The 11,093-nt window shown below is 66.8% G+C and carries 13 protein-coding genes and 1 riboswitch; of the genes, 6 read left to right on the top strand and 7 right to left on the bottom strand.

Going from position 1 to position 11,093, the window contains the following annotated elements; genetic code table 11:
* Positions 1–549, top strand: a 549-nt coding sequence (locus G3O00_RS34510) for an ATP-binding domain-containing protein (protein WP_206145653.1), incomplete at its 5' end; no start/stop codon positions are given.
* Positions 546–950 carry an alternative ribosome rescue aminoacyl-tRNA hydrolase ArfB gene (arfB, locus tag G3O00_RS34505; RefSeq protein ID WP_011351491.1) on the top strand — a complete coding sequence of 135 codons (405 nt, stop codon included), beginning with the start codon at positions 546–548 and terminating at the stop codon, positions 948–950. The genes G3O00_RS34510 and arfB, both read left to right, overlap by 4 nt.
* A 56-nt stretch (positions 951–1,006) precedes the next feature.
* On the opposite strand, the gene G3O00_RS34500 is transcribed toward arfB, so the two are convergent.
* From G3O00_RS34500 to thiC, 5 genes are all read right to left on the bottom strand, one after another.
* On the bottom strand, positions 1,007–2,287 hold the full coding sequence (locus G3O00_RS34500) for an EAL domain-containing protein (RefSeq protein WP_011351492.1): 1,281 nt from the start codon (positions 2,285–2,287) through the stop codon (positions 1,007–1,009).
* Between the two features lie 449 nt (positions 2,288–2,736).
* The gene (locus G3O00_RS34495; RefSeq protein ID WP_206145652.1) at positions 2,737–3,663 is read right to left on the bottom strand and encodes a DMT family transporter; all 927 of its coding nucleotides are present in this window, start codon (positions 3,661–3,663) and stop codon (positions 2,737–2,739) included.
* Positions 3,664–3,806: 143 nt separating this feature from the next.
* On the bottom strand, positions 3,807–4,055 hold the full coding sequence (locus G3O00_RS34490; RefSeq protein WP_174945471.1) for a hypothetical protein: 249 nt from the start codon (positions 4,053–4,055) through the stop codon (positions 3,807–3,809).
* A 190-nt stretch (positions 4,056–4,245) separates the two neighbouring features.
* Positions 4,246–4,458: a glycine zipper 2TM domain-containing protein gene (locus G3O00_RS34485; protein WP_011351496.1), complete on the bottom strand. Its 213-nt coding sequence runs from the start codon at positions 4,456–4,458 to the stop codon at positions 4,246–4,248.
* 250 nt (positions 4,459–4,708) lie between these two features.
* Complete coding sequence (thiC, locus tag G3O00_RS34480; protein WP_011351497.1) at positions 4,709–6,640, bottom strand: phosphomethylpyrimidine synthase ThiC; 1,932 nt, start codon at positions 6,638–6,640, stop codon at positions 4,709–4,711.
* A gap of 124 nt (positions 6,641–6,764) precedes the next feature.
* Positions 6,765–6,881: riboswitch (TPP riboswitch) on the bottom strand.
* 269 nt (positions 6,882–7,150) lie between these two features.
* Here thiC and G3O00_RS34475 point away from each other — a divergent pair.
* The 3 genes from G3O00_RS34475 to G3O00_RS34465 all read left to right on the top strand — a co-directional run bounded on the left by G3O00_RS34475 (position 7,151) and on the right by G3O00_RS34465 (position 8,969).
* Positions 7,151–7,426, top strand: a complete 276-nt coding sequence (locus G3O00_RS34475; RefSeq protein WP_011351498.1) for a pentapeptide MXKDX repeat protein — start codon at positions 7,151–7,153, stop codon at positions 7,424–7,426.
* Positions 7,427–7,518: 92 nt separating this feature from the next.
* Entirely contained in the window at positions 7,519–8,151 is a 633-nt protein-coding gene (locus G3O00_RS34470) for a cytochrome b/b6 domain-containing protein (RefSeq protein WP_206145651.1), read from the top strand.
* A 29-nt stretch (positions 8,152–8,180) separates the two neighbouring features.
* Positions 8,181–8,969 (top strand): molybdopterin-dependent oxidoreductase, encoded by a 789-nt coding sequence (locus G3O00_RS34465; protein WP_174934894.1) that lies wholly within the window; start codon positions 8,181–8,183, stop codon positions 8,967–8,969.
* Positions 8,970–9,045: 76 nt separating this feature from the next.
* Here the strand turns inward: G3O00_RS34465 and G3O00_RS34460 are convergent, their stop codons facing one another.
* Positions 9,046–9,327: an XRE family transcriptional regulator gene (locus G3O00_RS34460; RefSeq protein ID WP_011351501.1), complete on the bottom strand. Its 282-nt coding sequence runs from the start codon at positions 9,325–9,327 to the stop codon at positions 9,046–9,048.
* Positions 9,324–9,677, bottom strand: coding sequence for a type II toxin-antitoxin system RelE/ParE family toxin (locus G3O00_RS34455; RefSeq protein ID WP_206145654.1), 354 nt, complete (start codon positions 9,675–9,677; stop codon positions 9,324–9,326). Before G3O00_RS34455 ends, G3O00_RS34460 begins: the two co-directional genes overlap by 4 nt.
* 505 nt (positions 9,678–10,182) lie before the next feature.
* Between G3O00_RS34455 and G3O00_RS34450 the strand changes: the two genes are divergently transcribed.
* A partial coding sequence (locus G3O00_RS34450) for an EamA family transporter (RefSeq protein ID WP_206145650.1) occupies positions 10,183–11,093 on the top strand: 911 nt, incomplete at its 3' end.

Raw genomic sequence — 11,093 nt, 5'->3', positions numbered from 1 at the left:
CGGTTCCGGATCCTGTGTGCAACCCGCAGCGGCTTGCGCGGCGCGGAGCACGTCAATGCGCTCGTGGCCGCGCACGTGCGCCACGCGGCGCGCGTGCCGCTCGCGGTCGGCGCGCACTGGTTCACGGGGCGGCCGATCATGGTGACGCGCAACGACTATGCGCTCGGGCTGTTCAACGGCGATATCGGCATCGCGCTGCCCGACGCGCACGGCGTGTTGCGCGTGTGGTTCAGGCGTGCGGACGGCACCGCGCGCGCGGTGTCGCCGGCCGCGTTGCCGCCGCACGAAACCGCGTTCGCACTGACGGTCCACAAGTCGCAGGGCTCGGAATTCGATGAAGCCGCGCTCGTGCTGCCGGCGTCGTTCGGCCGCGTGCTCACGCGCGAACTCGTCTATACCGCCGTCACGCGTGCCCGCACGCGCGTGCAGGTGATCGGGCCGCGGCGCGTGCTGGCGCAAGCGGTCGCGACGCGCACGCAGCGCGACTCGGGGCTCGCGGCACGCGTCGACGAGGCGCTTGCACGGCGCCGCATGGAGGCGTCGCGATGATGATCCGCTATACGCTCGATCCGGCTGAAGTCGAATGGACGGCCGTGCGCGCGCAGGGTGCGGGCGGGCAGAACGTGAACAAGGTGTCGAGCGCGATCCACCTGCGCTTCGATATCCGCGCGTCGTCGTTGCCGCCTGTCATCAAGGAGCGGCTCCTCGCGCTGTCCGACCAGCGCATTACGCGTGACGGCATCGTCGTGATCAAGTCGCAGGAATATCGCACCCAGGAGAAGAACCGCGAAGCCGCGCTGGCGCGTCTGGATGCGCTGATCAGCGGCGTTGCATTCACGCCGCGCGCACGGGTCGCCACGCGGCCGACGCGTGCGTCGAAGGAACGGCGGCTCGAGCACAAGTCGCGTCGCAGCGTGGTGAAGTCAGGACGAGGGAAGGTGACCGACTGACGAACGGATGGCGGCGAACGACTGGCGCGAGCGTCAGTCGCCCGCCGTCGCGCCGGTTAGCGCATCACGGTTCCGGCGCTGTCCAGTACGAAGTCAACGCAGAACACGACGAGCCGGCTCTGCGCGCGGATCGCGACGGCGGCCGTATAGCAGTCGCGGCCTTCCGTCAGCGAAAAGTGCGGGCCCATCAGCGCGACGCGTCCGGGCGCGGCGATCGCGCGCTGGAAATACGGGCGTCGCGACCAGTTGCTGTGGGTTTCCGGGAAGAGCGGTGAGAGGCGGGTGACGCCTGCCTGACCGTCTTCGGCGCGCGCGCCGATCGACGGCAGGAACTGCTCGCCGGTTTCGTCGGTGACGAACACGCGGCGCGCGGCCGGTACCGCGAACACGCGCTGTGCGGCGTCCTGCAGGTTGCCGCTGGCGGAAAACGCGGCCGCGCCGGTCAGCACGAGCCGCTCGATCGCGTCGAAGCCCGGCTGCTCGGCGACGACCGGCGTGTGCCGGCGCGCGATGAAGCGCTGCCACGCGGCGTCGAGCATCGCGGGTACCGCGGCGCTGGCATGGGCGATCGATGCATCGGGCTGGCCGAACTGGAAACCCTGCACGAAATCGATGTCGGCTTCCATCAGCGCCTGCAGCGAGTCGTCGCTCTCGACGCCCTCGGCGAGCACCATCGCACCGGCCTGATGCAGCATCGACACGAGGTGATGCATGATGCGGCGATCCTCGGCCGAACCGGTCGAGCGTACGACGAGCGAGCGATCGAGCTTGACGATGTCGGGTCGCGCGCGCCACACGCGGTCGAAGTTCGAGAATCCCGTGCCGAAATCGTCGATCGCGATCAGGAAATCGCGATGCTGGATCATGTCGATCGTGCGGGCGAGCGCGGCTTCGTCGCGCGCGGGCTGTTCGACGACTTCCAGCACGATGCGGTTCGGCGGCAGCGCGTAATGCCGGCACAGCGCCTCGACGAATTCGCGCTGCACGAGGCCCGAGTCGAGCACGCGCGGCGTGACGTTCAGGAACAGCCAGCCGTCGCCGATGCCCTGCGCGACGAAGTTGGCCGTGTGCAGGCAGCGTGCGAGCCGGTCGAGCAGCAGCGCGTCGGCGTCGGCGCGCGTCTTGTCGAACAGGGCAGCGGGGGAGATCAGCGCGCCGTTCGAATCGACGACCCGCAGCAGCGCCTCGTAACCGACGACCCGCTTGTGCGTGATTGACAGCACGGGCTGGAACACGCTGCGCAATGTCGTGGTGCGATAGGTGGCGATCCAGCCGCCGGGCGTCGGCGTGAGGCGTTCGAGCAGGGAGTCGAGCGAGAGGTCGCGGGCGGGCTTCATGTCAACGGTGCCCGGTGTCGAGCGGCGGAACGGCAACGCGCCGCCACGCTGAAGCAGTCGCACGCGCCGGCGGACGCGAAAGGACGTGGGACATCGAGGCCGCCTTCTGCGGGTAAGTGTTCGGAGTGTAACGGGAACGCGGCCGCTCGCGTATCAGGGAAACTCCAGACGCACGCGGGAACGCGGTTGCGGCCGGCGTCGCTCGCATGCGCGCCGCGCATGACCGCCGCTTGGCGTTGGGCGTCGCCGCGACAACATGACAACCCGGCGGCATGGCATGCGCGATGACGCCGGAAATCCTGGCGGCCGGCAAGTGGCGAGCGACGGTCGCCGTCAGAGGAATACCGGCCGCACTGCGACACCCTCCACGGCGCGGCGGTGACCGGCCGGCGCCTGGTCGTCTGCCATCACGGCTCGACCGACGGCCACGCGTGCACCCGAATGTATCGTCAGGTGGCTTCGCCGCTGCGCGGCCGGATCCCGGGAATCCGCTTGATCACGCCGGTGGCGAGCGCGGTGCCGACGAGCACGATCGCGCAGCCTTCGATCATCACGGCCGACACGTGTTCGCCGAGGAACAGTGCGCCCCACAGCAGGCCGAACACGGGGATCACGAACGTCACGGTAATCGCGCGGGCGGGGCCGATGTGTGCGATCAGGTAGAAGTAGATGAAATACGCGATGCCCGTGCAGGCGACGCCGAGGGCGAGCACGGAGCCCCACGCGTGTGCGCTGACCGGCGCGGCCGGCCAGGTGGCGATCGCGAACGGCAGCAGCAGGATGGTCGAGCCGATCATGCTGCCGGTCGCGTTGACGAGCGGATCGACACCGGTCAGCTTGCGCTTCGTGTAATTGGCCGCGATGCCGTACAGCAGCGTTGCGCCGAGGGCGGCTGCGGCGGCGAGTGCGGTCGCGGTGGCGCCCGTTTCGCCGTGCGCATTCACGATCTGGTTCCACACGAGCGTGAGCACGCCGGCGAACCCGATCACGAGGCCGAGCGCGCGCGGCAGCGACAGCTTGTCCTTCAGCCATACGTAGGCCACGAGCGCGCCCCAGAGCGGCGTTGTCGCGTTGATCACCGACGTCACGCCGGCCGACAGCGTCAGTTCGGCGAACGCGAACAGGCAGAACGGGATGCCCGAGTTCAGCGCGCCGACGACGAACAACGGCCACGCATGGCGGCGCAGCCGGGCGCCGAGATCGGCGGGTTTGAAGCGCGTCAGCGCGAAGCCGGCGAGAAACAGCGCGCCGATGCCCACCCGCAATGCCATCAGCGGCGCGACGCCGAGATCGACGACGCCGATCCGGATAAACAGGAACGACGCACCCCACAGGGCAGCGAGCACGGTCAGCAGAAGGGCGTTCTTGGCGGACATCGATCGTGAAGGGCAGGGACGGGATGCGATGAATCTTACACCCCGTTACCACGCCGTCGTTTCACGTTTCGATGAAATGGCAAGAAACGGGAGGGGCGCCGGTTGCCGGCGAGGGGCGGCCGCCCGCCGGCGGTCGTGCCCGATCAGTGATGGCGCCAGCCGCCGCGTCCGCCGAAGCCGAAATTGAGCGAGAGCGCCGGTCCCCAATAGCCGCCCCAAGCGGGTGCATAGGCCGGGGCCGGATAGTAATAGGCGGGGCCCGGATCGACGTAGACGGGGGCCGGCTGCACCGGTGCAGCCGTGTAATAGCCGCCAGGATAATAGCCGTACGGGTAGTAGCAGCCGGCGAGCGTCACGCAGGCGAGCGCCGCGGCGACGAAGGTCCTGTTCATGATGTCTCTCCGGCGGAGCCGGCAATCGGCAGATGCTTAAGCTTAGGCCGCGCGCCGATGACACGGTGTGCAAAACGGTAACGGATCATTTCCGCGCGCTCGGCTGGCACGTTGCGGCGCCGCATGCGAAAACGGCGCTTCCGCACCGCGAAAACGCCGTCTGGTTGACCGTCGCGACGCGCTGCGCCGCTTACTTGCCGACCTGGTTACCGATGATGCCGCCGGCCGCTGCGCCGCCCAGCGTCGACAGCGCGCTGCCGCCGATTGCCGCGCCGGCGACGCCGCCGACACCCGCACCGATTGCCGTGTCACGCTGGCGTCTCGACATCGAGTCACAGGCCGACAGGCTGGCCACGGTCGCGACGAGCAGCGCGCAAATCCCAATACGCCGTATCGAATTCATGATCGTTGTCCTTGCGGTTGTGAACGGAGGACACGCGACCGGCCGGCGGCCGCGCATGAACCCAATCTACGCGCCGCCTCCCGACGCTGCTGTAAGGACTTGTTAAGGCTCGCGCGGTTTCGTAATGATTTGTTTCCGGTGGTTTTCCCGTGTACCGGCAGGCACGCGACATGCGTAAAAAAGCCCGCTCGAAAGCGGGCTTCGTGCATCGCGACGCGATCCGGCGGGGATCGCCGGGCCGCGCGTTCGCTTATTGACGGTGATAGATTTCGGCGCCGGTCTTGACGAACTCGACCGCTTTCACTTCCATCCCCTTCTTCAGCGCTTCGGTTTCCGACACGCCCTGCTGCGCCGCGAACTCGCGCACGTCCTGCGTGATCTTCATCGAGCAGAAGTGCGGGCCGCACATCGAGCAGAAGTGCGCGACCTTTGCGGAATCCTTCGGCAGCGTTTCGTCGTGGAATTCGCGCGCCTTGTCCGGATCGAGACCGATGTTGAACTGGTCTTCCCAGCGGAACTCGAAGCGCGCCTTCGACAGCGCGTTGTCGCGCACCTGCGCGCCCGGGTGACCCTTCGCGAGGTCGGCGGCGTGCGCGGCGAGCTTGTACGTGATGATGCCTTCCTTCACGTCGTCCTTGTTCGGCAGGCCGAGGTGTTCCTTCGGCGTCACGTAGCACAGCATCGCGGTGCCGAACCAGCCGATCATCGCGGCGCCGATGCCGGACGTGATGTGGTCGTAGCCCGGTGCGATGTCGGTGGTCAGCGGCCCGAGCGTGTAGAACGGCGCTTCCTTGCACCAGTCGAGCTGGAGATCCATGTTCTCCTTGATCAGCTGCATCGGCACGTGGCCGGGGCCTTCGATCATCACCTGCACGTCGTGCTTCCACGCGATCTGCGTGAGTTCGCCGAGCGTCTTCAGCTCGCCGAGCTGCGCTTCGTCGTTCGCGTCGTAGATCGAGCCGGGGCGCAGGCCGTCGCCGAGCGAGAAGCTCACGTCGTACGCCTTCATGATCTCGCAGATCTCTTCGAAGTGTTCGTACAGGAAGCTTTCCTTGTGATGCGCGAGGCACCACTTCGCCATGATCGAGCCGCCGCGCGACACGATGCCGGTCATCCGGTTCGCGGTGAGCGGCACGTACTGCAGGCGCACGCCCGCGTGGATCGTGAAGTAGTCGACGCCTTGCTCGGCCTGTTCGATCAGCGTGTCGCGGAAGATTTCCCAGGTGAGATCCTCGGCCTTGCCGTTGACCTTTTCCAGCGCCTGGTAGATCGGCACCGTGCCGATCGGCACCGGGCTGTTGCGGATGATCCACTCGCGCGTTTCATGGATGTGCTTGCCGGTCGACAGGTCCATCACCGTGTCGCCGCCCCAGCGGATCGCCCACGTCATCTTGTCGACTTCCTCGCCGATCGACGACGTGACGGCCGAGTTGCCGATGTTCGCGTTGATCTTCACGAGGAAGTTGCGGCCGATGATCATCGGCTCGGATTCCGGGTGGTTGATGTTCGCGGGGATGATCGCGCGGCCGCATGCCACTTCCGAGCGCACGAATTCCGGCGTGATCTCGGCCGGCGCGTTCGCGCCGAAAGCCGCTGCGCCGAACGCCTGGCCCGGGTGCTGGCGGCCCATCATCGCGGCGAGCTTCGCGCCGTTCGGGCCGCTAGCCTTCAGGCTCTCGAGGTACTCGGCGCGGCGCTGGTTCTCGCGGATCGCGATGTATTCCATTTCCGGCGTGATGATGCCCTGGCGCGCGTAGTGCATCTGCGAGACGTTCTTGCCGGCCTGGGCGCGGCGCGGGTTGCGGTGCAGGCCCGGGAACCGCAGGTCGGCGGTGGCCGGGTCGGCCGCGCGTTCGAGGCCGTACTCGCTCGACAGGCCGCCGAGCACTTCGGTGTCGCCGCGTGCGTCGATCCAGCCCTGACGCAGCGCGGCGAGGCCTGCGCGGATGTCGATCTTCGCTTCCGGATCGGTGTAGGGGCCCGACGTGTCGTACACGTAGATCGGCGGATTCTTTTCGCCGCCGAAGCCGGTCGGCGTGTCGGCCTGCGTGATTTCACGCATCGGCACGCGGATGTCGGGCTGCGAGCCGGTTACATAAACCTTGCGGGAATTCGGCAGCGGGGCGACGGCCGCGGCATCGACATGAGCGTCGGCGGACAGAAACTTCGGATTGGCGTTCATGCAATCTCCTGTGTGAGCGCCGGACAGGCGCTTCGGCGCTTGCCCGGAGCCCTTGACGTATGTGGGGCTCGAGCTAAGCAGGAGACGAGGCTTGGTGAGGCGGCGGATTTCGTCAGAAGGATGGCGGCGAAATCCGTACGCTTCCCTGCGCTGGCATTATCCAGATCAGGTTCAAAGGGTATTTCTCACCCGCAATGCCGGTTGTTTGACCGGACGCATTGCAGGACCCCCGCGTTAGCAGGGCACACGATACACTGGCTTGGCGGCGGTTTCAACCGGGAGAGGATCGGATGCACCGGTGCGGCCGCAGCATGGCGGGCGTTACGATGGCCCGTCGAAATGGCAGCGCGCGTCGCCGCCGCATGGCCTCCCGGCTTGGCCGGCAACGGCGAAGCGGTGCAACATGACGCGCTTTCGCGCAACTTCAAAAAAAATTTTCGCAGCGGCTGTCATTTCCCGCGACGTCGTCCGTCTATTCGGCTCCTTAAACCCATGTTTTGGAGAGATGTCATGAAAAAAGTACTGATTGCCGCTTGCGTCGCCGCCTTCGCCACGATCGCCACGGGCGCGTATGCGCAGAACGACGCGATGTCGCAGCCGGGCTCGTCGATGTCGAAGGACGCGATGGGTCACGACGCGATGGCCAAGGATGCAATGGGCCATGACGCGATGAAGAAGGACGGCATGAAGAAGCATGCGATGAAGAAAGACGCGATGAAGAAGGACGCGATGTCGCACGACGAGATGGGCAAGCCGTCGGGCGACAAGATGGCGCCGTCGAACTGACGGAGGCCGACGCGGCGCGGCCGGCGCGTGCGTCGCACGGCGGCCGCCCGCATTTCGTCCCGTCCCGTCGACTCATTCCGGGAGTCTTCATCATGCAAACCGTTCCCGCCACCGGCCGCGCGGCCGCCACGCCGCCCGCGCGCCCGATCCATCCGCTGTGGGTGCGCGCGAGCCACTGGCTCAACGCGCTCGCGGCGATCCTGATGGTGCTGTCCGGCTGGCGCATCTACGACGCGTCGCCGATCTATCCGCCGTTCACGTTCCCGCATGGCCTCACGCTGGGCGGCTGGCTCGGCGGCGCGCTGCAATGGCATTTCGCGGCGATGTGGTTGCTCGTCTTCAACGGGTTGTTCTACCTGACGATGTCGATCGCAACGGGGCGTCTTGCGCGCAAGATGCTGCCCGTCACGCCGGTGTCGATCTGGCGCGACGTCCGTGCCGCGCTGGGCGGGCGGCTGTCTCACGCCGACCTGAGCGTCTACAACGCGGTGCAGCGTGCCGCCTACCTGACCGCGATCGTCGATCTCGTCGTGCTGGTGCTGTCGGGGCTCACGATCTGGAAATCCGTGCAATTCCCGCTGCTGCGCGAATTGTTCGGCGGCTACGACAACGCGCGTGTCGTGCACTTCTGGGCGATGTCGCTGCTCGTCGCATTCATCGTCGTTCACGTCGCGATGGCGCTGCTGGTGCCGCGCTCGCTGCTCGCGATGCTGCGCGGGCGCTGACCCGTCAACTTCGGGTGAAGGAAATCATCATGTCGCAATCCGAAGACAAGCGCGACGGTTCGCGCTGGACGCTCGACCGGAAGTCGCTCGAACTCGACGTGCGCCGCGAGCTCGAGATGCCGTCGCGGCGGCTGTTCAATAGACGCATCCTGACGCTCGGCGGCCTGACGATGCTGACCGGCTGCACGCTGCAGGACGACGCGTCGGTCAACACGTTTCTCGAGAAGGTGTCGCGCATGAACGACCGCGTACAGGCCTGGCTGTTCAGTGGCGAGCGGCTCGCGCCGACCTACACCGAAGCCGACATCACGCGACCGTTCCCGTTCAACGCGTACTACGGGATCGACGACGTGCCGCACGTCGATGCGTCGACGTATCGGCTCGTGCTGTCCGGCCGCGTGACGGGCAAGCGCGTGTGGACGCTCGACGAACTGTATGCGCTGCCGCACGCGGAGCAGATCACGCGGCATATCTGCGTGGAAGGGTGGAGCGCGATCGGCCGCTGGGGCGGCACGCCGTTCGGCGCGTTTCTCGCACGCGCCGGCGCCGATACGCGGGCGAAGTACGTCGGCTTCAAATGCGCGGACGATTACTACGAGAGCATCGACATGCCGACCGCGCTGCATCCGCAGACGCTGCTCGCGTTCGAGTACGACGGCCATCGGTTGCCGCCGGAATTCGGCTTCCCGATGAAGCTGCGGATGCCGACCAAGCTCGGCTACAAGAATCCGAAGCACATCATGGAGATCTTCGTGACCGATACGTTCCCGGGCGGCTACTGGGTCGACCAGGGGTACAACTGGTTCGGCGGATCGTGAGCGATGCGCGGCGTGCGGTGGCGGCGCGTGCACGTGCCGCGATGCATCGGGCATCGCGGGCATCGCACGTGACGCGTCATGCGGAGTCGCGCACCTGGAGGTCGACGCGCAGGCCGACGGCCGCCGCCATGTTCACCAGTGCGTCGAGCCCGAACAGGTTGATCTTGCCGCGCATCAGGTCGGAGACGCGCGGCTGCGTGACACCCAGCTGTTTCGCGGCCTGGGCCTGACTGAGCTCGAGCTGTGCGATGCGCTGCTTGAGCGCGATCATCAGCTCGGATCGCAGCTTCATGTTCCCGGCTTCGGCCGGCTGGCCCTCGATTGCGTCCCAGACGCTTGAATAACGTTCGTTGGTCATCCTTTCCTCTCCATCGTCAGCGCGCGATAGCGCCGGGTGGCCAGTTCGATATCGGCCCTGGTCGTGCGCGCCGATTGCTTCCGGAAGCAATGAAGCACGTAGACGGCGTCGGCGAATGTCGCGACGTAAATGATCCGGAACGCACCGCTCGCATCGCGCAGGCGAATTTCCCGCACGCCGACGCCGACGGTACGCATCGGCTTCCAGTCGTCGGGCGCCAGGCCGCGTTGCACCTGATCGATCTGGTGACCGGCTTCGCGTCGCGCGGGCAACGGAAAGCCGCGAAGATCGGCAAGCGCGCTGCCGACGAAAACAACCGGCTTCGGCGGAAGAATAGTTGAATTATACAAAATTTTGTATGGATGGTGCGGGTTGCGAAAGAGGGCCGCGCAGGGTGGGGGGCGCGTGAGCCGACCGTCACGATAAGGGGGAAGCGCTCGCCGGCGTGCAGGACTGGCCGTTCGGCCGATGGCTGACTCGATCGTGACGGATGGGCGTGGATGGCGGGACGGATTGACACCCCGGCAACGCATGCGGGGCGCACATCCGGCCCCCGATTTCACTTGCCTGCCGGCTGAAAAATGTCGCGCGGAAACATCATTCGTGATCCTTTCAGACTCGTCCGACGATGCTTTCGAATCCTTGATGCCATAATGCCGAGCGTGCGCAGCCGAAACGGTTGCGCGCGTTTTTTTGTCCCTCTGCCGCCGCTTGCCGGTTCTCTTTCGTCGCCGTTCGCACTGCCATGTCGTTCCGCACGTTCGCTCTGCCTTCCCGGTCCCGCCAGGGCCGTTTGCCGGCATCGCCGGCGTCTTTCAGCGGAGCACGCGGCGTGACGTGCGGGCAGGCTGCACGATGACGCCGCTCGACCGTCTCCTCGATTTCTTCGCCCGCTTCTCGTTCCGGATCCGCCTGCCGCAAAGCCGCGGCGGCCGCGTGGCGCTGGCGCTCGTCTTCATCTATTTCGTCTGGGGTTCGACCTACAGCGGCCTGCATTTCGCGCTGCAGTCGTTCCCGCCGCTGCTGCTGTCGGGGCTGCGCAACCTGCTCGGCGGGATCGGCCTGTTCATCTTCGCGCTGCGGCGCAAGCCCGAATGGCCGACGCTGCTCGAAATCCGCAATGCGGGGATCGTCGGCACGATGCTCGTCGCGCTGTCGTCCGGCACGATCGCGCTCGGGATCAGTCTGGTCAGCAGCGGCTCGGCCGCGGTGATGGTGGCCACGGTGCCGCTGTTCGCGACCGTGATCGCGGCGGTCGCCGGGCGGCCGGTCACGAAAGGCGAGTGGTCGGCCGTCGGGCTCGGGATGGTCGGCATCGTCGTGCTGAACTCGGGCGGCGCGGCCGCGCAGAATTCGGCGCTCGGCACGATCTGCGTGCTGGCCGGCGCCCTGTTCTGGGCCGGCGGTGCGCATCTCGCGACGCGGCTCAAGCTGCCGTCCGACCTGTTTCTGTCCACGTCGCTGCAGATCGGCCTCGGCGGCATGATCTCGACGCTCGTTGCGTGGCTGGTCGGCGAGCGCGTCGAGCACCTGATGGTGGGGCCGGTGTTCGCGTTCCTGTACCTGATGGTGTTCTGCACGATGGCCGCGTACGTCGCTTACGGCTACCTGATCCGCCACACGAGCCCGATCATCGCGAGTAGCTGCATGTACGTGAACCCGATCGTCGCGGTTGCGCTCGGTGCGCTGCTGCTTGGCGAGCCGGTGACGATGGCGACGGTGGTCGCAACCGTCGCGATCCTTGGCAGCGTCGGGCTGTCGTTCGG

It is taken from the genome of Burkholderia sp. Ac-20384, assembly GCF_017104605.1.
GTDB classification, from domain to species: domain Bacteria; phylum Pseudomonadota; class Gammaproteobacteria; order Burkholderiales; family Burkholderiaceae; genus Burkholderia; species Burkholderia lata.
The sequence above is the reverse complement of the archived record's forward strand: the minus strand, read 5'-3'. Positions and strand labels throughout refer to the sequence as shown.

Coding starts and splice junctions, on each gene's coding strand:
- arfB (WP_011351491.1), top strand. CDS start 546: ATGATGATCCGCTATACGCTCGATCCGGCTGAAGTCGAATGGACGGCC.
- G3O00_RS34500 (WP_011351492.1), bottom strand. CDS start 2,287: ATGAAGCCCGCCCGCGACCTCTCGCTCGACTCCCTGCTCGAACGCCTC.
- G3O00_RS34495 (WP_206145652.1), bottom strand. CDS start 3,663: ATGTCCGCCAAGAACGCCCTTCTGCTGACCGTGCTCGCTGCCCTGTGG.
- G3O00_RS34490 (WP_174945471.1), bottom strand. CDS start 4,055: ATGAACAGGACCTTCGTCGCCGCGGCGCTCGCCTGCGTGACGCTCGCC.
- G3O00_RS34485 (WP_011351496.1), bottom strand. CDS start 4,458: ATGAATTCGATACGGCGTATTGGGATTTGCGCGCTGCTCGTCGCGACC.
- thiC (WP_011351497.1), bottom strand. CDS start 6,640: ATGAACGCCAATCCGAAGTTTCTGTCCGCCGACGCTCATGTCGATGCC.
- G3O00_RS34475 (WP_011351498.1), top strand. CDS start 7,151: ATGAAAAAAGTACTGATTGCCGCTTGCGTCGCCGCCTTCGCCACGATC.
- G3O00_RS34470 (WP_206145651.1), top strand. CDS start 7,519: ATGCAAACCGTTCCCGCCACCGGCCGCGCGGCCGCCACGCCGCCCGCG.
- G3O00_RS34465 (WP_174934894.1), top strand. CDS start 8,181: ATGTCGCAATCCGAAGACAAGCGCGACGGTTCGCGCTGGACGCTCGAC.
- G3O00_RS34460 (WP_011351501.1), bottom strand. CDS start 9,327: ATGACCAACGAACGTTATTCAAGCGTCTGGGACGCAATCGAGGGCCAG.